26 protein-coding genes are annotated in these 21,444 nt (G+C 58.2%); 24 read left to right on the top strand and 2 right to left on the bottom strand.

The window, feature by feature from the left end; all coding sequences use genetic code 11:
- Nucleotides 1–871 (bottom strand): aminoacetone oxidase family FAD-binding enzyme (locus tag BG52_RS10215; RefSeq protein ID WP_036667211.1); only part of this gene is annotated, 871 nt, incomplete at its 3' end.
- Between the two features lie 219 nt (nucleotides 872–1,090).
- On the opposite strand from BG52_RS10215, the gene BG52_RS10220 reads away from it, so the two are divergent.
- Nucleotides 1,091–1,978, top strand: a complete 888-nt coding sequence (locus BG52_RS10220; RefSeq protein ID WP_223298982.1) for an alpha/beta hydrolase — start codon at nucleotides 1,091–1,093, stop codon at nucleotides 1,976–1,978.
- Between the two features lie 51 nt (nucleotides 1,979–2,029).
- Here BG52_RS10220 and BG52_RS10225 read toward each other — a convergent pair whose 3' ends face one another.
- A complete protein-coding gene (locus BG52_RS10225; protein WP_036667212.1) occupies nucleotides 2,030–3,361 on the bottom strand; it encodes an IS4 family transposase in 1,332 nt (443 codons plus the stop codon).
- Nucleotides 3,362–3,854: 493 nt separating this feature from the next.
- Here BG52_RS10225 and BG52_RS10230 point away from each other — a divergent pair, with 493 nt between their 5' ends.
- The 23 genes from BG52_RS10230 to BG52_RS15435 form a co-directional block, all read left to right on the top strand.
- Complete coding sequence (locus BG52_RS10230; protein WP_036584381.1) at nucleotides 3,855–4,454, top strand: hypothetical protein; 600 nt, start codon at nucleotides 3,855–3,857, stop codon at nucleotides 4,452–4,454.
- A 46-nt stretch (nucleotides 4,455–4,500) separates the two neighbouring features.
- A complete protein-coding gene (locus BG52_RS16125; RefSeq protein WP_190287521.1) occupies nucleotides 4,501–4,653 on the top strand; it encodes a hypothetical protein in 153 nt (50 codons plus the stop codon).
- A 14-nt stretch (nucleotides 4,654–4,667) separates the two neighbouring features.
- A complete protein-coding gene (locus BG52_RS10235) occupies nucleotides 4,668–5,090 on the top strand; it encodes a DUF3905 domain-containing protein (RefSeq protein WP_036584378.1) in 423 nt (140 codons plus the stop codon).
- Between the two features lie 123 nt (nucleotides 5,091–5,213).
- Complete coding sequence (locus BG52_RS10240; RefSeq protein ID WP_036584375.1) at nucleotides 5,214–5,648, top strand: BrxA/BrxB family bacilliredoxin; 435 nt, start codon at nucleotides 5,214–5,216, stop codon at nucleotides 5,646–5,648.
- Between the two features lie 13 nt (nucleotides 5,649–5,661).
- Nucleotides 5,662–6,471, top strand: coding sequence for an ammonia-dependent NAD(+) synthetase (nadE, locus tag BG52_RS10245; protein WP_036584373.1), 810 nt, complete (start codon nucleotides 5,662–5,664; stop codon nucleotides 6,469–6,471).
- Between the two features lie 69 nt (nucleotides 6,472–6,540).
- Nucleotides 6,541–7,620, top strand: a complete 1,080-nt coding sequence (locus BG52_RS10250) for a CobW family GTP-binding protein (RefSeq protein WP_051587995.1) — start codon at nucleotides 6,541–6,543, stop codon at nucleotides 7,618–7,620.
- A gap of 165 nt (nucleotides 7,621–7,785) precedes the next feature.
- Nucleotides 7,786–9,075, top strand: a complete 1,290-nt coding sequence (locus tag BG52_RS10255; RefSeq protein WP_036584371.1) for a DUF4367 domain-containing protein — start codon at nucleotides 7,786–7,788, stop codon at nucleotides 9,073–9,075.
- 203 nt (nucleotides 9,076–9,278) lie between these two features.
- Entirely contained in the window at nucleotides 9,279–10,472 is a 1,194-nt protein-coding gene (gene alr / locus BG52_RS10260; protein WP_036584368.1) for an alanine racemase, read from the top strand.
- 264 nt (nucleotides 10,473–10,736) lie between these two features.
- Nucleotides 10,737–11,018: a CopG family ribbon-helix-helix protein gene (locus BG52_RS10265; RefSeq protein ID WP_036584366.1), complete on the top strand. Its 282-nt coding sequence runs from the start codon at nucleotides 10,737–10,739 to the stop codon at nucleotides 11,016–11,018.
- Between the two features lie 4 nt (nucleotides 11,019–11,022).
- Entirely contained in the window at nucleotides 11,023–11,373 is a 351-nt protein-coding gene (locus tag BG52_RS10270) for a type II toxin-antitoxin system PemK/MazF family toxin (RefSeq protein WP_036584363.1), read from the top strand.
- Between the two features lie 320 nt (nucleotides 11,374–11,693).
- Entirely contained in the window at nucleotides 11,694–12,416 is a 723-nt protein-coding gene (locus tag BG52_RS10275; protein WP_036584360.1) for an SAF domain-containing protein, read from the top strand.
- Nucleotides 12,413–13,255 (top strand): CpaE/TadZ family protein, encoded by an 843-nt coding sequence (locus tag BG52_RS10280; RefSeq protein WP_036584358.1) that lies wholly within the window; start codon nucleotides 12,413–12,415, stop codon nucleotides 13,253–13,255. Before BG52_RS10275 ends, BG52_RS10280 begins: the two co-directional genes overlap by 4 nt.
- Complete coding sequence (locus BG52_RS10285) at nucleotides 13,252–14,601, top strand: ATPase, T2SS/T4P/T4SS family (protein ID WP_036584355.1); 1,350 nt, start codon at nucleotides 13,252–13,254, stop codon at nucleotides 14,599–14,601. The genes BG52_RS10280 and BG52_RS10285 overlap by 4 nt, the downstream gene beginning before the upstream one ends.
- Entirely contained in the window at nucleotides 14,595–15,560 is a 966-nt protein-coding gene (locus tag BG52_RS10290; RefSeq protein ID WP_051588002.1) for a type II secretion system F family protein, read from the top strand. The genes BG52_RS10285 and BG52_RS10290 overlap by 7 nt, the downstream gene beginning before the upstream one ends.
- Nucleotides 15,561–15,597: 37 nt before the next feature.
- A complete protein-coding gene (locus tag BG52_RS10295; protein WP_223298983.1) occupies nucleotides 15,598–16,500 on the top strand; it encodes a hypothetical protein in 903 nt (300 codons plus the stop codon).
- Between the two features lie 24 nt (nucleotides 16,501–16,524).
- Nucleotides 16,525–16,674, top strand: a complete 150-nt coding sequence (locus BG52_RS16130; protein WP_190287522.1) for a hypothetical protein — start codon at nucleotides 16,525–16,527, stop codon at nucleotides 16,672–16,674.
- Between the two features lie 29 nt (nucleotides 16,675–16,703).
- Nucleotides 16,704–16,850: a hypothetical protein gene (locus tag BG52_RS16135; protein WP_190287523.1), complete on the top strand. Its 147-nt coding sequence runs from the start codon at nucleotides 16,704–16,706 to the stop codon at nucleotides 16,848–16,850.
- The gene (locus BG52_RS10300) at nucleotides 16,847–17,272 is read left to right on the top strand and encodes a hypothetical protein (protein WP_036584352.1); all 426 of its coding nucleotides are present in this window, start codon (nucleotides 16,847–16,849) and stop codon (nucleotides 17,270–17,272) included. Before BG52_RS16135 ends, BG52_RS10300 begins: the two co-directional genes overlap by 4 nt.
- 200 nt (nucleotides 17,273–17,472) lie before the next feature.
- Nucleotides 17,473–17,961, top strand: a complete 489-nt coding sequence (locus tag BG52_RS10305; protein WP_036584350.1) for a hypothetical protein — start codon at nucleotides 17,473–17,475, stop codon at nucleotides 17,959–17,961.
- Nucleotides 17,962–18,045: 84 nt separating this feature from the next.
- A complete protein-coding gene (locus BG52_RS10310; protein ID WP_051602312.1) occupies nucleotides 18,046–19,254 on the top strand; it encodes a M24 family metallopeptidase in 1,209 nt (402 codons plus the stop codon).
- A 532-nt stretch (nucleotides 19,255–19,786) separates the two neighbouring features.
- Nucleotides 19,787–20,170 carry a hypothetical protein gene (locus BG52_RS10315; RefSeq protein ID WP_036584347.1) on the top strand — a complete coding sequence of 128 codons (384 nt, stop codon included), beginning with the start codon at nucleotides 19,787–19,789 and terminating at the stop codon, nucleotides 20,168–20,170.
- A gap of 429 nt (nucleotides 20,171–20,599) precedes the next feature.
- Nucleotides 20,600–20,887, top strand: a complete 288-nt coding sequence (gene gatC, locus BG52_RS10320) for an Asp-tRNA(Asn)/Glu-tRNA(Gln) amidotransferase subunit GatC (RefSeq protein WP_036584344.1) — start codon at nucleotides 20,600–20,602, stop codon at nucleotides 20,885–20,887.
- 38 nt (nucleotides 20,888–20,925) lie between these two features.
- The coding region (locus tag BG52_RS15435) for an amidase (RefSeq protein ID WP_397310962.1) at nucleotides 20,926–21,444 on the top strand (519 nt) is incomplete at its 3' end.

A 21,444-nucleotide genomic window follows, 5' to 3' on the forward strand; every position in this document is an offset into this window, starting at 1 on the left:
CAAGCCTCATCGTGGCGGCGTAAACCTCGTCCGCCGACTGACCCGGCATCAAATCGATCGTTACGGCGACATGATCGGCGCCGGATTGACGGAGAGCTTTTACGACGAATTGGCTGCACCGCAGCGCGGCGGGACCGGAGAGGCCGAAATGGGTGAAGATCATATCGCCCTCGTGCGTGACGACCTTTTTCCCCTTCGCATTCCAGACGGTCAGCGCGACATCGCGCAGCGATACGCCTTGCAGCTCTCGGTCTCGGATCCACGGCTCGTCCGAGGTGAGCGGCACTTCGGTGGGATACAGCTCCGTGATCGTATGCCCCGCTTGAGCAGCCCACGGGTAGCCGTCCCCGGTCGAGCCTGTTTTCGGAACCGATTTTCCGCCGACGGCGAGGATGACGGATGCGCCATGGATGACCTCGCCTGTCGCCAAACGAACGCCGGCCGCCCGGCCGTTATCGAACAGCACTTCGCGAACGGGGCTGTCTGTTCTGATTTCGACGCCCTGCTTGCGGACCTGGCCGATCAGCGCATTCACGACGCTTGATGCTTTGTCCGATACCGGAAACATACGGCCGTTATCCTCCTCCTTCAACCGGATGCCCAACCCTTCGAAGAAATCGATGATTTCTTTGCTGCCGAAGTTGGACAGGGCGCTGTAAAGAAAGCGGCCATTGCCCGGAATATGCTTGATCAGCTCGTCCATTTCCTTCACGTTGGTCACATTGCAGCGCCCTCCGCCCGAGATGCCGAGCTTGCGACCGAGCTTGTCCCCTTTGTCCACCAGCAGAACGCGGCCTCCCTGCCGGCTGGCGGCGATGCAGGCCATCAGCCCGGACGGGCCTCCGCCAACGACGATGACATCATACAACATTCACATATCTCCTCGCGTGCTTTTATCGTTTATTGTAACCGAAACGCCGGGAATAGCCAGATTCCGGTCGCGAAAGCAGACATTTTTCTAAATTCGTATGGGATGGGTTTACAGATCCGCGCCGCTTAAAGGATAATCCTAATATATAAATGAAGCATAACATACGGTCTGGCTCGGCAGTGGGGTTGGGAGCTGGAAGGAACAAGGGGCGTGCGAGGGATGAACGGTCGGGTTTGGCAAGAAACGTTTATGCTGCATGCGGCGGATGGAGCGGCGCTTCATGTCTCGCTTGCGCTGCCAGCCGCAGGCGAGTCGGAGTCGGTCGTCTGTATCGTCCACGGCATCGGGGAACACGGCGGACGTTACGCCGTCGTGGCTGAGGCCTTGACCGGCAGGGGAGCCGCCGTCTTCGCGCTCGATCACAGGGGACATGGCCGCTCTCAAGGCAAAAGAGGCCATGCTTCGGTTCGGAATATGACCGACGATGCGGTCCTGCTTCTGCTTGCCGCCTCCGCGCGCTTCCCGGGGAGGCCGCTGTTTCTGTACGGACACAGCATGGGAGGCAATGTGGCTCTAAGCTGCGCGCTCCGCCATCGACCCGCTATCGACGGATTGATTCTATCGAGCCCCTGGCTTCGATTGGCCTTCAATCCGCCGTGGTGGAAATTGGCCATCGGCCGTCTGATCGGCAGACTGCTTCCCTCGATGACCATGTCGACGGGGCTGGACAGCGGTGCGCTTTACCGCAACGGCGAGCAATCCCGGCGGGATTCGTACGATGAACTGATGCATACCAGGGTGTCTTCGGAACTGTTCTTCTCCATAATGGACGAGGGTTGCCGTTCGGTCGCGGAGGCGGGGGCCTTGAACGTTCCGACTCTGATTCTGCACGGCACCGAAGACCGTGTAACGTCATTCGCAGCCAGCCGGGAAACGGCTGAACGGGCAGGGCAGCGGTGCGAATTCGTCGCGTGGGAAGGCGGCTATCACGAATTGCATCATGACCGGGAGGCCGAACGGGTGCTGGCCTTCATCGGCGAATGGGTGAGAGCCCGGAGCGGACGCGGGGACTGTTGCGAGCAACCCGATAGCACAGAAAGCGGATGAGTTCGGGAGGATCTGCGCTTGCATCAGGGATTCGAAACAATTGATTGTAACTCAACTTTCGCATCCTGAAATTGGCAGATAAGCCTTGATGTAGCTGGGCAGACCGGCAATCCACTGCTGGAGTTGTGTCTGAATGAGCGTTGTGATCTTCTTACTGGTTTTCTTGGCGACATCCTCGATCAATTCAATGAGTTGTCTTAAAGCAATTGCCCAATCTAATTGGCTAACTTCATCGCAGAGCAAATGAAATAAGCCGCCTAATGTACGGTTATCAGTACTCTGTCGATGTTGCCATGCCAGCAATATGTAACGGGAAAAGACAATCGTAGTATGGCTGATTAGCAAATCATAAGAGCGACCTTGAAACTCCTTCTGTAGACGCAGCAAAGATTTAGCACACTTGAAGAACACTTCAATGTCCCAACGAATTCCGTAGATCCGGATGATTTCTTCTTCGGGAAGCGTGCAGTCGGTGCACAGAATCGCAAGCCATTCTTTCTTCTTCGAACGGTGGCGCACAAAGACCATTGTGACCGTAATCCCCGGAGATAGCTCGGTACGAATGGAACGCAAGATCCCCTTACTCTTTCCTAGAACGGGGATAGCCTCAAAGTAAAGCTCTTGTAGGGATAAACGGCGTCCGCCAACAAGATATCGCTTCTTGTCCGCTTTGACCATGCCGATCACATCCAGACCGCGATCAAGCATGGCTTGGATTAATGGAGCATGAGTGAACCAACTGTCCATGAGCACGTATGAAGCCTGTACACCAGCCGAAAGCGCACGATCAATCATAGCCGGAAAGACTTCAGGGGCTGGCAGCAAAGCCTCGACCCGCCGCTTGTATCCGGACGTTCGCTTGTCAATCGCTTGCATGATGCCGTTCACTTGCGACTTGATAGAAGCGAGCAAGGAGAAGTCCACCGGGATAAACGTATGCCCATCCGACCAGCCCAGCGTGAGCATCCGAAATCCTTTGTAGTAGCAACCCGTCGCGTGGTCTTTAAATCTGGAAAGCAACTCTACTGCTTTGCTGCGATTGCGTTCGAACATAGAGTCGTCAATCACAAATACGGATACACGATTAACTCCTGTCAGCGGCTGAATCTTGTTAATGGTGGAGGCACTAAGCAATGACAGAAACCGACGCCATGCATAGCCGCTATGATTAAGGAATCGATAGACCGCATCCTTGCCAGGAAACGATTCAGCTTTCTCGCTTTCCAGTAGACGAAACCAGTTCTTGTGATGGAACAAGAGCACAAAGACAAGCTGGAATAAAAACGAGCAGGTAAAACCGAACTTCTTCTTGAAACCTGCTGTTTTCAAGTGTTGTAGCACTTTCAGTTCTTTGAAGGCTGGTTTGATTTCATTCGAGCCCACTTTCGCTCTGCTAAAGTTGAGATTGTAAATACAGAATATCTGTGTTTTAATCGGAATTAGCCTGTTGTCGACGGAACGGGGAGTATGAGGATATGTGGCAGATCACATTTTACTCCAACTTTTTGGCGTTGCTTCCGGTATAATATAACCGCATACCGCTGCTTGTAAGCGTAACATCCGGTTTATCCGTGGTGTACGGCGGCCCTCTTTCATCTGTTATTCTAACGCTGATTTTATCGGTCACGGTTCGGCTTGTATTTATGCTCGGCGGGCGGCATCGGCCTTCCGCTTTGAATGAGCATCGCGGAGAGCCATAACGGAAAAGTCGACGTCGCCATGGTCGACGGCTAGGGAACGACGTTTATCGTTGCGTTCCGTAAAGCCTGAATAAGCGGACNNGGGGGGGGGGGATAGCGTGCCGGAGGCTTTGACAATCGGCAGCATCAGCCTTAATGGAATTCTAGTCGCCGTCGCTTTGTCGGCGGGGATAGGTATGGCAGCAGTCCTGCTGTGGGTGCGTCAGGCGCCGAATGAGAGGCAGGGGCCGTGGATGGATCTTTTTACAACCGCTGCTCTTGTGGTCATCCTCGTCTGGAAATTCGGAATCGTATGGAGGCAACCCTCGCTGATTTGGCAACAGCCGCTTATGCTGTTGATCACGTCGGGCGACGAGTCCGAAGCTGCAGCGGGCGCTGTCGCGGCGTTCGTGTACTTGTGGGTGGCGGCAAGGCGGCGCGGCCTGTCACTGCGTCGGACGCTGGATGCGCTGGCGCCGGGCGCGGCGGCGGGGCTGGCGGCTTGGAATCTGCTGTCCGCAGCCGATTATCGATGGGGTTACGCCTTGCTTTGCCTTGGCGTGACGGCTGCGCTGCTCCGGCGACCTGCTGCAGACGGCCGGAGGGAAGCGGGAGGCTACGCGGTTCTGTTCTGTTACTCGGTTGGAGCGGGCGCACTTGCGCTCAGCCTTTTCATCGCGGCGCCGCCCGGAGCGCCGCCGGGCGACTATGCCGGTCTGGCCGGCCGGCAGTGGCTGTTCGTTATGCTGGCGCTGTCTGGCGTTCTGCTTGATCGCCGCAAGGAAAATGCAGGATAAGATTGGCGTTGACGGCGCATACTAGCCTCGGAAGGAGGCGGTACATGTGGCTGCACAAGAGCGCGGGAACAAACGCGAATCCGATTCGGAAACCTACGAAGGCCCGAGCAAATCGGGCAACAGAAAAGACGGGGCCGCTCGTTCGGGCACCTCGTCTTACGACAAGCGGCTCGACGGCCCGAACCGTCCGTCCGTCTGACGGGGGGGATGGCGATGAGCCGCAAACCGATGCCGAACGGGGATCGGCGGCAACCGGACCGCAACGCATTGCGCGACGACCCGGAGCTCGATCCTTACGAGATTGAATTTCTGCCTCAGTTTCGCCAAGCGCAGGAGCCCCGCGGCGCTTTTGTGAATGTGCACGGCGTGGTGATCGGCGATCATTTGTATGCTTCGCCGGAATCGCCGCTTGAATCGTGGTCCACGGAGACCGATCCGGCGGTCATGAGCGGCGATGAATGGGTGCACCCTTACAAGGATATCGGCTTCCAGACGGAAGAGAACCGCGACCTGTTCGAGAAGGGCATTCCGCCGGAAGCCGGCATTTTCATGCATCCCGACAAGGATGCCGCCTATGAGGCGAATCGGCCGCGCGTCGACGATTCGCCGCACACGAAGGAGCAACCGGAGCGTTAAGGCCGGTTGCTTCTTCATGTGCGGCGGGAGTCGGCTTGGCCCGGCGGGTTTTGCTTTCGCGAGAAGCCGATGTATAATAGGATCAAACGATCTGATTCTTGAACATTGAGGAGTGATTACGGTATGTCGATGTCTTTTGAGCGATACATGTTGGATATGGTTCAACCGATGAGGGACGATCTCACTCGGCTCGGTATCGAGGAATTGCGTACGCCTGAGGACGTGGAGGCGAAGCTTCCGGAAGCGAAGGGAACGGCGCTCGTCGTCGTCAACTCCGTGTGCGGCTGCGCTGCCGGGCAGTGCCGTCCGGGCGTTGCCGCTGCTCTGCAGCATGACGTGAAGCCGGATCACTTGTTTACTGTATTTGCCGGTCAGGATAAAGAAGCGACCGCCAAAGCGCGCGAATATTTCGCACCGTATCCGCCGTCTTCTCCGTCCATCGCGTTATTCAAGGACGGGGAGCTTGTCCATTTTATCGAGCGCCACCAAATCGAGAACCGTTCGGCACAGGATATTGCATCCGATCTGCAGGGCGCATTCGACCGGTTCTGCCGATAAGGGGGAAACGAGTATGAGTCTGCAGCAGGAAATCATTGCAAAGCTTGGCGTTAAGCCGGAAATCAACGTCGAGGAGGAAATCCGCAAACGGGTCGATTTTCTAAAGCAGTACATGCTCGAATCGAACACTTCCGGATTGCTGATCGCCATCAGCGGCGGGATCGACAGCGCCGTCGCGACCGGTCTGTGCAAGCGGGCAACCGACGAGCTGACGCGGGAGAGCGGCAAGGAATATATGACGCTCGGCGTGTTTCAGCCCCACGGCGACCAATCGGACATCGCCGACAGCTATGCGACCGCGGAAGCTTTTCAACTAAAATACAAGGCTGAGACGAATATCGAGGACGCCGTTACGGAGATGACGCTTGAGGTCGAGCAGGCCTATAAGAACATGGGTATGCCCCGTCACTTGAGCCGCGGCGGCAAGGGCAACATTAAGGCGCGGACGCGGATGGTCGTTCAATACGCGCTGGCGTTCGATCTCAATCTGCTTGTGGTCGGCACGGATCATGCGTCCGAGGCGATCACCGGCTTTTTCACGAAATGGGGCGACGGTGCGGTGGACATTACGCCGCTCAGCTCGCTCAACAAGCGGCAGGTCCGGCAGTTGGCCGCCTCGCTCGGCGTGCCGAAGAGCGTGCTCGACAAAGCGCCAAGCGCGGGTTTATGGGAAGGGCAAACCGACGAAGGCGAGCTCGGCATCAGATACGAGGACAACAGCGATTATCTGGAGGGCAAGACGATTGATCCGGCCGTCGCACAGAAGCTGGAGCAGAAGTACCGGATCACCGCACATAAACGTCAGCCGATTCCGGGCATTTAACGTATCGGGATAAAGTGGAGACAGCCCCCGCCGGGGGCTGTTTTGCGCTTGCAGGGAGGTTTGTTTTGAATGCCGAACTATTCAGTTTCACCCGGCAGCCGGTCAGGCGACGCGATCGTGCCCGTTCATCTGTTGACCGGTTTTCTGGGAAGCGGAAAGACGACGCTGCTGACCCGGCTGCTCGACTATTACCGGGAGACCGGCCGCCAAGCGGCGGTCATTATGAACGAGCTGGGCGACGTCAATCTGGACGGGCAGCTTGTAGACGGCGAGGTACCGATGAGCGAGCTGCTCGGCGGATGTATCTGCTGTACGAGCCGGGGTGATCTCGGGCTTGAAATCCACAACCTGATGGAGCGGTACCGCCCCGAAGTCATTCTGATCGAATCAACCGGGGCGGCTAATCCATTGGAGATAATCGACGGTATTACCGAGGCCGCATTCTACGACCGAATCGAGCTGCGCTCCGTTACCGCCGTTGTCGACGGTCCCGGGTTACTCGCGCAAGCCGCCCGCGGCAAAGGCCGGACCTACAAGCTGATGCGGGATCAAATTCGATGCGCGACGCGGCTGATCGTCAACAAAGCGGACCGGCTCGCGCCCGATGAACTGGTGCACGTCGAGCAGACGGTAAGGGAATGGAATGCGCACGCGCCGCTTGAAGCGTCGGTACGCTGCACGGTCGATCTGGCATCTTTCGATGCGCCTGGCGCTCCCGCCTCTGCCGGCATCGTGGAGGAGCCGAGCTCAGCTTCCCCGGCCGGCGTGCAGCTGCCGACAGGCGGATCCGTTGGAGGCGTCACCCGTCCGCTGCGGGGACAAGGCCGGCACGGCCGGATCGAGCAGCACGGATCGCACGGACACGTCGTGGCGTTGACGCATTATTTCGCGCAGCCGATTGACAGCGAGGCGTTCGAAGCGTTTCTTGCCGCGCTGCCCGACAACGTATACCGGGCTAAAGGCATCGTCACATTTGCCGATACGGCGGGGGGACGCTTCCTCTTTCAATACGCCTACCGGGAAACCGACTTTCTTCGGATCACACCGCAGGGCAAGGTGAACGACGTCGCTGTATTCATCGGTGAAAATATGCCCGAAACATCTCTGCGCCGCGATTTGACGGAGCTGGAGAACCCGCCGGCTCCCTGAACGAGTAGCTTCCGGATAGCCTTTCCCATCGGACGGAGCGGCCTGCTCTTGCCAATGACCGCCATAATGGATTGCCTGGTTCGTCATGCTAGTCTGCATATTTGGTCAAGTTCCCTCATAGACATGTTACCAGTTGGAAAAACACTGTGCAGAGGGGATGATCTCATGCGTCGCATGATGCGGTTGGCGGCAATCGTCGTTGGCATCTCGATCCTGATCGCGGGGTGCGGGGTGAAGAACGCGGAGTCGGTGGTCAAGGATTTGGATAAAGTAGTCGGGGGGCTGGAGAGCTACCAGGGAAGCGGGACGATGACTCTTTATACCGGACAGCAGCCGTTGGAATACCAGGTTGAGGTTTGGTACCAGAAGCCGCAAAATTATCGGATCGCGCTCACGAACGCCAAAAAGGATATTACGCAGATCGTCCTCCGCAACGAGGAAGGCGTATTCGTCCTCACGCCGAAGCTGAACAAAAGCTTCCGTTTCCAGAGCGATTGGCCGCAGAACCAGGGGCAGGTCTACTTGTACCAGACGCTCGTGCAGAGCATTCTGGTGGACAATTCCCGCCAGTTCGTTTCCGATAAGGAAGCCTACGTATTCGACGTCATGGCCAACTATAATAACGGCTCGCTCGCGCGGCAGAAAATTTGGCTGAACAAACAAACCTATGCGCCGCAGCGCGTCGAGGTGAGCGATTCGAACGCCAACGTCATGGTCCAAGTTCAATTCAACGAATTTAAATTCGATGCGAAATTCGACCCCAAAGCGTTTGACATGGCTTACAACATGGGTGTGCAGCAGCCGTCGCCGCAAACCGACCAACCGAGCTCGGCGCAGCCGGAAAATGGCGTGAATGGCGCGGACGGAGCGGAAAACCCGCAAACCGACGGCCAGGTGCCTGACGACGCGGGCGCCGAGGACCGTCAAACGGACGGTTATGTGCCGGACGGGAACGGTGTGCAGAATGAAGCGACCGACGGCAGCGTGCCCGAGCCGGACGGTGCGGGGAACAAGGCGACCGACGGCCAGGCGAACGATCCGAACGAAGCGACGGACGGCAACGTTCCGGCTGAAGACGGCGCGAAGAACGGTGCGGACAGCGCGGATGCCGGACAAACCGATTTTACCGTTATGCAGCCGTCGTATTTTCCGGAGGGCGTCGCCTTGAAGGATATGGACGAGGTGACGGAAGGCGGAACGAAGACCGTATGGATGCGCTTCACGGGCACCTATGATTACACGCTCATTCAATCGAAGCCGCGCGATCAGGCGGCTTCCTACACGCCCGGATTTATGGTTGACCTCGGCTTTACGGTCGGCCAGATGAGCGGCGAGGAGCAGCAGACGCTCACGTGGACTTACGATGGCTACGCCTATCGTCTGACGAGCGCTTCGCTGCCTGAGGACGAAATGGTTAAAATTGCGCAGTCGGTCATGAGCGAGCTGGACAAATAACCGACAGGCGATTCCCGATCCCCGAAAAGCAAACGTCGCAAGCTTCCGAGCTTGCCCCTTTTCGGGGATTTTGTTCGTCGACGTCGTCAGCTCGCGCCCACTCATTACCAACGAAACGGGTCTCCCTGTTCATTGACAGCCCGATACGAAATTGTTTACCATAAGTCTATTGGGTTTCAGGGAGAAAGCGAAGGTGAGACAGCATGGACGCTTACTACCGTCCGACCCGAGCAGAGATTTCGCTCGATGCGTTGCGCTGTAACATAGAAGCATTCCGGTCGGCCATGCCGGCAGGCACGCTTCTGATGGCTTCGGTGAAGGCGAACGCTTATGGTCACGGCGCCGTGGAGATCGCGGCGGAAGCGGCGGCAAGCGGCGCCGATTATTTGGGCGTCGCTTTTTTGGACGAGGCCGTACAGCTCAGGCGGGCCGGGATCGCCACGCCGGTTCTTGTGCTCGGCTATGTTCCGCCGTCCGGCTTCGCGCTGGCCCGGGAGCTCGGCATCTCGGTGGCGCTTTTCCGCGAGGACGCCCTGGAAGCGGCCGCGCAATCGGCCGGCGCCGGCGTTCCGCCGCTCAAAGCGCATATCAAAATCGATACCGGCATGGGACGGCTTGGCGTTCTTCCCGAGCAGGGGGCGGCGGCCTTCATCGAACGGGCGCTTTGCACTCCCGGGCTCGAAATCGAAGGGCTGTTCACGCACTTTGCGAAGGCCGACGAATGCGATAAAACGTACACAAGGCTGCAATACGACCGGTTTACCGACGTCGTCGATTATGTGAAAAAGCATGATTTGCCGATTCCGGTCATACACGCCGCGAACAGCGCGGCAGGCATCGACACGCCGGAGTGGGCGGGCGGCATGCTGCGCCTCGGCATCGGCATGTACGGCTTATATCCGTCCGAGGAAGTGAACAAACGGCGGTTCGAACTGCAGCCGGTCATGTCGTTGAAGACCGAGATCGTGATGACCAAAACCGCGCCTCCCGGCTGGGGCATCAGCTACGGCGCGAAGTATGTGACGAAGGGCAACGAACGGATCGGCACGCTGCCGATCGGTTATGCGGACGGGTTCAGCCGCATGCTGACGGGTAAAGCCGAGGCGCTCGTACGCGGCGTGCGGGTACCGGTGCTCGGCACGATCTGTATGGACCAGTGCATGATCGCTCTCGATCCGGCCGCAGATGCGCGGGGTTTCGGAGCCTCCGGACCGGTCGAGGCCGGGGAGGAGGTCGTGCTGCTCGGATGCCAGGGCGACGAGGTGATTTCCGCCGAGGACATCGGTGCGAAGCTGGGTACGATCAACTATGAGGTAACCTGTATGCTGGCGGCTCGCGTGCCGCGCGTATACGTTCGCGACGGACGGGCGGTATCCGTCACGAACCCGCTGACGTAGCGGTTGCGCTATTTTTGCCCGATGGGGCAGCCGCCGGACGGCTGCCGGACCATTTTTCGACAAAAAATTAATGTGACGTCAGGAAGGTTTTGTCCCTCACGGGGCGAATACAGTATGCAGGTTTCACTGTCATGGATCTGAGTGTGAATGCCGATATAGCATATAAGCTGTACCGGGCGCATAGTATATTGGTGTATATTCGTTCCCGGTAAACGACATACTGGTAACAGCGTTTTTTGGAAATGTTTTGGGGGTGCGTTTTTCTTGGCCAATGTGCAGAACACGAAACGAATCATGATCAGTTTGCCGGATCACTTATTGCAGGAGGTGGACGGTATCGTAGCTCGCGAAAATTCGAACCGCAGCGAATTCATCCGACAGGCCATGAAGCTGTACCTCATTGAACGGAAGAAGCGGCAAATCCGCGAGTCCATGCAGCGCGGATATCTGGAAATGGCGAAGATCAATCTTAACATGGCTTCGGAAGCCTTTCATGCGGAGGAAGATGCCGACAGTACGCTCGGACGTCTCGTAAGCGGGGTGTAGAGCTTTGATCGTTAAACGCGGCGATGTGTTTTTTGCGGATTTATCACCGGTCGTCGGATCGGAGCAGGGTGGCGTACGTCCCGTGTTGGTCATTCAGAATGACATCGGCAACCGCTTCAGCCCTACGGTCATAGTGGCGGCGATCACGGCGCAAATTCAGAAGGCGAAGCTGCCGACCCACGTCGAGATCGACGCGGAGACGCATGGCTTCGACCGGGATTCGGTCATCTTGCTTGAGCAGATTCGCACGATCGACAAACAGCGGTTGACCGACAAAATTACGCATTTGGACGATGAAACAATGCGCAAGGTCGACGATTCGCTGCAAATCAGCGTAGGACTGATTGATTTTTAAAGAGGCATAGGAAGACGGGGGAGCCGACGGTGTCGGTTCTTTTTGTTAGCCCGAAAAAGCCGACGGCGCTGCCCGGGGTCATGACGCCGAGGCTTATACCGCCAGTCTGATCGAACAAATGACGGCGCTCTGTCTTAATTCGACACCGGCTGCGGGGAAATGACAAAATTTTCTGCGAATGTATGGACAAGGGCTGGAAATTTTGGTAGACTCATGACTATAGCACGAATATTTCGATGATATCTGCGCGATGCGAAGAACGCATGCAAAGGGCTACGGCCCATTGCTGCGTTCTTTTTTGTTGCCCGGGAGGAGATTACGTGAACAAAAAACGCAATCTGGTAGTGAGCCTTACGGCAGCCGCGATGGCTGCCGCGCTGGTGTACGGCGTTTATGAGCTGCAGCTGAGGCAAATCGATTTGCAAGAAACGGTGCGCGTAGTTGTGCCGGTCCGCTTTATTTCGGCGGGTGAGCGGCTGACGGAGAAGGATCTCGGATGGAAGACCGTCGCCAAGGCGTCCGTTGAACCGGGCATGCTGCGGAGCCTGGATCAGGCTGCAGGGCTGGAAACCGCCATACCGATCGGGGAGGGGGAGCCGATTCTGGATTGGAAGCTGGATCGTTTCCGGCTGCTGCCGAAACGCGACGAATCGACGTTTCAAATTCCGAAAGCCTACGTGCTGTCGATCTCGAGCGGCATTCGGGCGGGTGACCGGGTGCTTTTGTACGTGTCCGGCGAGGGGACCGTTTCGGCGAGGCTTTTCGATGCGCCGATCACCGTGGCATCGGTGAAAACCTCCGCCAATCTGGAAATCGATGATCCTCAGAATTCAAATTTGCTGTCGATGGCGAGCGGCAACCGGGAGCGGATGTACGCTTCGCGCAGGGACGCCAACGGGACAATTGACGCCGTGAATTTGAATCTGACCGAGGAGCAATGGCTGCGCATCGATGGCTTATGCAAGAACGGCAAGGCCAGGCTGGTCGTGGCGTTCAGTTCTGAATCGCCGATATCCGAACGGACGGAGATGAACCGCTCGTGAGCAGCATATCCCCTCTAATCGCCTTTACGGGGACGACCCCGAACATCGGCACCACACTGGCCGCATTCGCTTCAGCCGTCCGCATAGCGGAGACAAGCGGGCAGCCGGTTGCTTATCTGTGCCTGAACCTGAAAAGCTCGAAGCTTCATCGGTACCTGCGGGTCGAGAAGCCGGCGGTCACGCTCGACCGCTTGCGTCCGGAGCTGCAGGCCCGCAGCTTGTCACCGGAGAAGCTGAAGCTGGCGGCATTTCGATCGCAGGCATTCCCCCGCGTGCATATTTTGTTCGGCAATATGCTGCGTGATCAGGCGGAGTTTTTCGGGCCGGAAGAGATGGAGCACTTGCTTGATACGGCCCGTCAGGCGTTCGGCATGACCGTTGCCGACCTCAGCGCTTATTGGGACAATGCGGCAACCGTTACGGCCTTGCGCCGGGCGGACAGCCGGATCGCGGTGACGACGCCCGCCTTGTCCCATTTTCAGGAGGATGGCAGACATTGGCTTGGCCAGTCCTCGCCCTTGTTCGGCGTACCGGCGGAAGCCTATGATCTGGTAATCGTACAACCGCCTTGGAGAAACGGAGGGTTTTCGATGAAGGACGTGCAGAAAGAAACCGGACTTTCCCCGCTCGGGGATTTACGCTTGACGGAGCCGCTTTTCGCTCATTTGGACAGCGGGAGGCTGGATGAATGGCTCACCCGGGACGAGGCAGGCAAACAAGCGATGGCGTCTGCCGCCGAGCGGCTGATGAGCCGGCACGGCGTCCGCTTCGGCCGGCCGGCCGCGGTGCAGCCCTGGTATCGGAAGCTGCTGGCTCACCGCAACGGAGTCGGCCTGTGAGCGGCGGCGGACAGCCGGGCAGCCCAGCGCGTTTCTCGCCGTCGGACTATGCGGCCAAGCTGCGGCTGGCGCTGCCGGAGGAGCCCGGCACGCTGCCGGACGGGGGGCATCCCGTGGGCGCACCGACCGATTTTCACAAGCTCGCAGAGGATGTCCGCAGTTATTTGGCCGCGCCGCGCGGCATGACGGAGGAAGAACGCAGGAGCTACAGCGAGCGGCTGAACCGGGCGGTGCTCGGCTTCCCGAAGGAGCGGTCGGAGCTGCTGGCGGTCATCTCGGACCGGCTCATGCGCAAGCGGGTGCACCGCCTGCCGGATTACAGCCATCCCTATGGAAGTCTGGCGGAGGCGCTGTTCGCGGAGGTGATCGGCTTGAACGTGCTGGAGCTCGTGCTGCAGGATAAAGAAGGCCTGGAGGAAATCCAGGTGGTAGGCACGCGCATTTACGAGGTGCGGGAAGGGCTGACGACGGCTTCAACCTATCGTTTTTCCACGGTGGCGGACGTCGAGCGGATTCAGCAGAATCTGGTCCTGTTCAACAACGACCGGATCAATCCGCGCAAGCGGTGGGCGGAGGTGTCGCTAAGCGACGGCGCACGCGTGACGATGACCGGCTTCGGCTTTACGGCGGAGCCGACGCTGACGATCCGCTTCTATACCGTGAAGCGTTTCTCGCTGGCCGCATTATGCGAGCCTGCATTCGGCACGATGGACGATGCCGTCCGCCGTTTGTTGCTTGGCGTGCTGTCGGCGAGGCTGAATCTGGTCGTAATCGGCCCGACGAATTCCGGTAAAACCCACCTCCTGAAAGCATTGCTCGCCGAGGTTCCCGACGAAGAGCGGATCGTGACGATTGAAGGCCGATTCGAGTTGATGCTGCGCAGGGAGTTTCCGGATAAGAACGTGATTGAGTATGAAACCGACGAGGAGGACCCGCTGCATAAGTCCGCCCAGGCGTTCAAGCTGGCACTCCGCCAATCTCCGCACCGAATTGTTCATGCCGAGATCCGGGACGAGGACGCGAACATTTATGTCCGGGCTTGCACCCGGGGACACGCGGGCAGTATGACGACCGTGCACGCCAACACATTGGAGGATGTGCCGGAAGCGGTCACGGATATGTGCATGCTGGACGGGCGCGCCATGAACCCGGAGCGGCTGGCGAAACGGATAGCCGCGTACGTCGCGCAGGTCGGCATCGAAATGCGGACGGTGAACGGCCGCCGTCGAATCGTTCGAATCGGGAGGTACGCTTGGCGGGACGGCGGGATCGTCGTGGATGATTGGGCACGGTACGATCCGCGTTCGGATAGCTGGCAGATCCGGCAGGGGGCTCCGACATGCTGAACGCGTGGACGGAGGTTTGGCGGATTGCCGATTGGCGCGTGACGGCCGCCGTGGCCGCCTTGTATGTGCTGTCTTTCGTGGCCATCGAGCGGCTGCTGCGCTTGTATGGAACATATGGGGAAACGGCGACCCGATTGCACTACCGCCGGCGGGAAGGCTGGAGAGTCAGGCTGGACAGGCTCGCGGCCCGCTTTGAGAGGCCTTATGGCCATCTGGGAGTGCTGCTGGAAAGTATCCGTTGGCAGGTTAATCCGTCGAGCTTTCTCGTCCTGTCCCTTATGCTGCTCATTACCGGATTTGCGGCTGGAGCACTGTTCATACAAAGCCCGAAAGGAGCGCTATTGATGGCAGCACTGGCCGGCGGTATGCCGTATTTGATGCTGCGCATGGTGCTTACGCAGCGGCAATTGCTGATCCGGCTGGAGTTTCTGCCCGCCGTCGAGCTGTTCTACCAATGCTATATGATAAGCGGCGGCAAGCAGATTCGGAATGCTTTGCAGCGGACGGTCGAGGAACGGCGGATGCTTGGCCCGATGCAGCCTGTATTTGAACAGCTTTACCGGAATCTATCCGTGAAAGGCGACGATGAGGCGAGCCTGCGGATTTTTTCGGCGGCGCTGGGTCATATTTGGGGCGACTACTTCGCGAATATTTTGCGCGTTGCGCTTGCGGAGGGCTGTCCGGCAGCCGACAGCCTGAAGCGGCTGATCGATGATATGCGCCAGGCGCAGCGCGCCAATCAGCTCGAGCGCAACCGGCTGCTTGAGATCCGGTTGGCCAACTTTTCGCCGATTTTGTTCCTGGCGCTCTTCCTCGGAATTAACTTTTATTACAATCCGGACAACGCCTATGCGTACTACGTGCTTGACCCGAAGGGAAGGGACATGCTGCTCAACGCGCTTGCGCTGATATTCGGTTCTTTCGTGATGGGGCTCTATCTATCACGCAAAAAAATGTGAGAGGCCGGTCGGTTGACTTCAGAGAGGAGACTTGCGAGTGAATGAAGCATTATTTCGGCTTGTTATGGGAGGTGTGCTGACGGCTCAATTCGGTTTCGGCTTCATTGCCGTAACTGCGCTGCTGAAGGCGGTGCTCGAACGGAGACCGCGGTGGGCGCATCTGACCTCGGAGGATGGAAGCGGAAGCGGTCGGCTTATTCCGGATCGGTGGCTGCGCATCGGAGGCCTGTCCCGGAACAGCCCTTCCTTTCGGGAACGCGAATCGCTGCTGGCAGGCTGCGGCTTCACCGCCGATGCCGCGATTTATGCGCTTGCCCGCCGTGCCGCGGTGCTGGTGCTCGGCTCGGCCGGGACATCTGCGGCGTTGTCTACGGGGTTTCTGTCGGCTCTTGGGCTGCCTCCGATGGCGCTCACGGCCGTATTCCTGCTTGCCGCGACGGTCTGCTGGCGCGACAAGCCGCTGCTGGAGGCTTTTCGGCAATATCGGGGACAGCGGATTATGAGAGAGTTGAATGCCGTCAGCAGCCAGCTGCTTTATTTTGCCGGCACCTCGATGAATCTCCATGTGAAGCTGATGCGCTCCGTACCGTACACGACGGTGATCCGATCCGATCTGCAGCGCCTGCTGGGTGAATGGTACCACGATGCGGGAGACGCGATCCGGCGGTTTAAGCTGCGGATCGGAACGCCGGAGGGAGCCGGGTTCGCAGAGACGATCGAAGCGCTGCGGCTGCACGAGGATGAGGCCTATTACGATTTGCTGAAGGAGCGGGTCGCAGACTACAAGATTAAGCTGGAGCTCGCCAGGGAGAGCCGTAAGGAATCCGCATCGTATGCGCTGTTTGTGTTCGCGGGCGCGCCAATCCTTTATACGTTTCAGATTTTTATTTATCCCTGGGTACAGGAAGGGCAGAAGCTGTTTCAGTCGTTGAATTCGTAAAAGTATTTTTTGGGGGGAATGACGATGCGCAATATTTTAATGACCGTGATGCTGCTTGTGGTGGCGGTGCTTTTGTTCAACGCGGTTATCGCCCAAGACGGCACGGGGACGCAGGCACAAATCCAAATGCAGGGAAACGCCGCGAACAGCCGGATCGGCGCTCTGAATCCGTAGACATCTTCGGCCAGAGAGGGGGCAGGTTGATGAAGGCTATATTGATGACGGTGATGCTGCTGGTGACGGCCGTATTGTTGTACACCTCAATTGCCGAGGGGGAGAACGGTACAAAAGCGCAGCTGGGGCGTTCAGGCAGTGCGATGGCAGAGTCGATAGGGAGGCTTAGCCCGTGAAGTCGCTGCTTATCTTTATTCTGTTTGCGACAACGCTTTGCTGGCTTATGTTTTCGCCGATCTATAAGCATGTGCTGATCGTCCGTCAAGCTGTGCTTGAGAAGGAGGTCGATTATCTGCTGGAAGTCGGGGCGAACGGCGATCACGGGTACATCGACGCGGAGATGACGGCATCGTCAAGGCTTCGGCTGGCGAGCTACGGTCTCAGGCCGGAGGCGGTTGAGTATGTGGCCGCTTCAACTACCGGAGCACCGGCGGATAATCCGGCCGCGCCGTTGTTACGCGGAACGGGTCTTGAGCTAACGATTCGCTATCCGTATGAAGGGCTGCTCAATATCGATCGGCTGATCGGGCTTACACTTCCGGACGATAGTGCCAGGATCAGCGCCTATGGCATGAAAATGAGCGAATATGTGCCGTAAGCGAGCGCCAGTCGTTGGGTTCATGCGCTTATGGCGGCTCCCAGATGGCGGGTGGTCCGGGGGTTGCGCGGCATAGGCGGCGGATACGGTCACGGATGCGCGCAGAAAAATGGACTGGACAGGTATATTTTAACGGGCAGGTGATGGCGGAACGGATTAAAGCCAGAGGCTGATGAACGGAAGAGGGTGAATAAGATCGGATGTATAAGCTGCTTCTGCTGACGATGCTGTCCGTCGTCTGGATGATGATGCAGACGCTGCAGTTCGACGGGGAACTGGCAATGCGCACATTGTTTTACGGGAAACATGCGGTTAACCGCGCCGTGCATGCGGCGGCGCAACGGCTGGATATGGAGGCATTGGCGAACGGAGTGGTCCGCATCGATCCGCAAGCGGCTGAAGCGGCCGCTCTCGCGTACCTGCAGGCCAACCTGCGGATTGATCGGAACGGTGTGCCTCTGCCAGGCACTCGCCTTCGCGACCGGGTGGAGGTGCTCGTCTTCCGGATCGTGAACGAGGGCGAGTTTTTCCCCTATACATACAGGAATGAGGCGTACGATTATGAGGTGACGCTCCGGAAGCCGGGTGTCGTGCTGATTGTCCGTGTGCGCAATCCTCGCGTGTTTGCGATGCTCGAGCCGATCGAATGGGCAATCAAAGGGGCGGCCGAAACGGTTGCGGCGGTTTGAAATTCGGAAGCGTTGCGGTATGGCGCTGAAGCATTTGCGATGGTACACTGGTCGCAGGATTACATCGATTCGGAGGTATGCTTCATGTATGAGCTTTTACCGGTGGAGGAATCGGCGGCGCGGATTGTCAGTTTGCAAGCCATGCTGCGGGAAGAAGGCGTGGACGGGTTGCTTGTCACGCAAAGCACCGACCTTTATTATTTGACCGGCACGATGCAAGCCGGCTATGCGTTTGTGCCAGCGGAAGGTGAACCGGCGTTATATATTCGGCGGAGCTTGGAGCGTGCCCGTCGTGAGTCGCGCATCCGGACAGTCGAGCTCGGAGCGTTTCGTTCGTTCGCAGCGACGTTGGCAGCCGATTACCCGTTTCTGTCTCAAGGAGAATCCGTGCGGGTGGGGACGCCGCTCGATGCGTTGCCTGCGCAAACGTACATAAAGCTGGCCGAACTGTTTGCGTCCATCGGCGTACGGATTACCGACGGAGCCTCTGTGATGCGGCGGCTTCGGATGGTCAAGTCTGTGTGGGAAATTGAGCGCATATCGGCCGCCGCATCGGTGACCGCTGAAGCGCTCGAGGAATCGCTGAACGAGCTTCGCGAGGGTGTTACCGAGCTGGAGTGGATGGCCCGCTATGAGTACGAGATTCGTCGGCGCGGCCACATTGGCGTGATGCGTATGCGCGCCTATAACATGGAGGTGCTTACCGGCATGGTAGGCTCCGGCGCGGCGGCTGCGGAGCCGACTCTTTTCGACGGTCCGGCCGGAGGCCGGGGGCTGGGTCCGGCCGTGCCGCAAAGCGTGAGCCGCAAGCCGTTCGCCCGCAACGAGCCGATTCTGCTGGACGTCGGCTGCTGTATCGACGGGTATCTGATCGACCAGACGCGGACCGCCGTTATTGGAGAACTGCCGGAGAAGCTTGCAGCTGCGTACGCCGTCGCGGAACGAATCATTCGCCGCGCGGAGGAGCTGCTCGTACCGGGAACGCCCTCGGCAGCGCTGTACGAGGAGGCGCTGCGTTTAGCGAAGGACGCAGGGTTAGCCGACCACTTCATGGGCTTCGGTGCGGACCGCGTTCGCTTTCTCGGCCACGGTATCGGACTTGAGGTGGACGAGTGGCCGGTATTGGCTAAAGGATTCGACATCCCGCTGGCGTCCGGTATGGTGCTCGCAGTAGAACCAAAGTTCACGTTTCAGAATGTTGGAGTCGTTGGGATCGAGAACTGCTACGCTGTGACTGCCGGCAGGCCGCTCACGCTCACGCGTTCATCCGAACAGCTAATTGTTGTGCCATGATCATGATGGAGACAGCGAAATTTTCGCTCGGCGCAAAAAACATCGGGAAGTATACCTGCTGAGTCCGGGATCTACCGGTCCTCGGCCCATTCCCTTGAGTCCGGTATTTGCAACACGGCATAAGCCGCCTGCGGATACCGGATTTTTGCCGTGTCGTCCGGGATGAACTAGTCGAAGTTTGCACAATGGCATGAAACGGTTGGAAAGGAGCAGAGCGAGCATGGCAACGGGGCGCGTAAGCGGGGGCAAGAGCTGGCGGGGACGCAGCAGGAGCAAGAGGTGGCGGACGCGCAAGACGCGCAAAAGTTGATCGGCGCGCAGTTGGAGCCGAAGGACGGGCGGGACACAAAGCCGCCGCAGCCGGATACTCCGGCGGCTCGGCGCGTTAGCCAAGCGGCCCTCGCTCGACTCTCGCAAACTTCGATTTGCGCCGGACTCTATTTTTTTGTAGGATAGAGTCATAGGCCTACAAGACTTACATCATGCTGCAAAGCTGCAAGACTTATAGGTACGGTTGTGGGGGGCGAGAGCGATGTTCAAGCTTGGCCAGAAAATCGTCATTGTGGCGGATCAGTTCGAACAAAATTTACCGATCGGAGAGCATGCTTATGTCATCGCCTACGATCGTAATGCGGACAATGCATTCGATTATATTATTCGGGTGCCGAAGGCAAACAAAAACTTTTTCGTACCGGCCGACGATCTGGAGCTTGAGGAAAGACTGCTTCGTGAGGAAGCGGACCGCGTGGAGCGGGAGGCCCTGATCGATTTCGCACTGGCAACGCACAACGAGGAGCTGTTCCGGCGCATCATGAACGGCGACGAAGAGCTCGCAGAAGCGCTTGAGGACAGCGTGAACGAGGTGCAGACACGCGAGGATTTCATCAAGCAGATCAACCTGAAGGCATGGATCTGATCGAACGCGGGGCGTTTTTCCGGGAAGCCGGAAAGACGCTTTTTTGTTTGAGGCGGAGTTCGTTGCTGCGGGTGGGCAAAAGCGCGAGCGCGCCCTTCATAATGGGGAATTCTCCATTAAAATGAAACCCGGTATCTGAATAGAAACAGCTTCCGGGAAATCTCCTTCTATTTCCGTGCGGTGGCATGATAATCGCCGAATCCGGCGGAATGAAAGGGACATTATCCGGTTATCGGCCGGGAATCGGATAAAACTGTCTCTTGAGCGTCATTCGGCATGCAAGCGCTGTTGGCGGAAGGCGGATAGGGGAAGTCGTGTGACGGCCCCCGCGGGATCGCTTGTAAAGTGGAATGCGCATTGAGTTGCGGACGGGCTGTAGGCTATAATGGAAAGAATGAGCGATTGAGCAAAGAGGAGGTAACGCAAGCGATGACCATCACGATCAAGGATGTTGAGCATGTCGCCAATCTGGCGCGGCTCGAGCTGTCCGCCAAGGAGAAAGAGGTTTTCACCGGGCAGCTGAACGCGATCCTGAAATATGCGGAAAAGCTGAACGAGCTGGATACGACCGATGTTCAGCCGACCAGCCATGTTCTGCCGATCACGAACGTTATGCGCGAGGATGCGAAGCGCCCGTCGTGGCCGGTCGAGCAAGTGATGAAGAATGCGCCGGACGAAGAAGACGGCCAATTCCGCGTGCCGGCGGTGCTGGAGTAACTTAGTGAAGGGGGGAACCGCTGTTGGCAGCTTTTGATATGCGCCTGCAGGATTTGCATAATCAACTGAACAATAAACAATTGACCGTTACCGATCTGGTCGACGAGTCGTACCGCCGGATCGCGGAGACGGAGCCGAAGGTTCGGGCGTTCATTACCTTGGATGAGGAGAACGCGCGCAAGCAGGCGGCGGAGCTGGATAAGACGCTGCAGGCGGGCGGCGACCGCGGCTTGCTTTTCGGCTTGCCGGCCGGCATCAAGGACAACATCGTCACGGAAGGACTGCTCACGACGTGCGCCAGCCAATTCCTGCGCAACTACAATCCGATTTTCGACGCCACGGTGACGAAAAAGCTGAAAGCGGCACAATCGGTAACGATCGGCAAGCTCAACATGGACGAGTTCGCAATGGGCGGCTCCAACGAGAATTCCGGCTTCCATCCGTCGTACAACCCGTGGAACACGGAGCGGGTGCCGGGCGGCTCGAGCGGCGGCTCGGCGGCGACGGTTGCGGCAAGACAAGTGTATTTCGCGCTCGGCTCCGACACCGGCGGCTCG

Origin of the sequence: Paenibacillus darwinianus, assembly GCF_000598065.1 — a bacterium.
GTDB lineage: Bacteria > Bacillota > Bacilli > Paenibacillales > Paenibacillaceae > Paenibacillus_I > Paenibacillus_I darwinianus.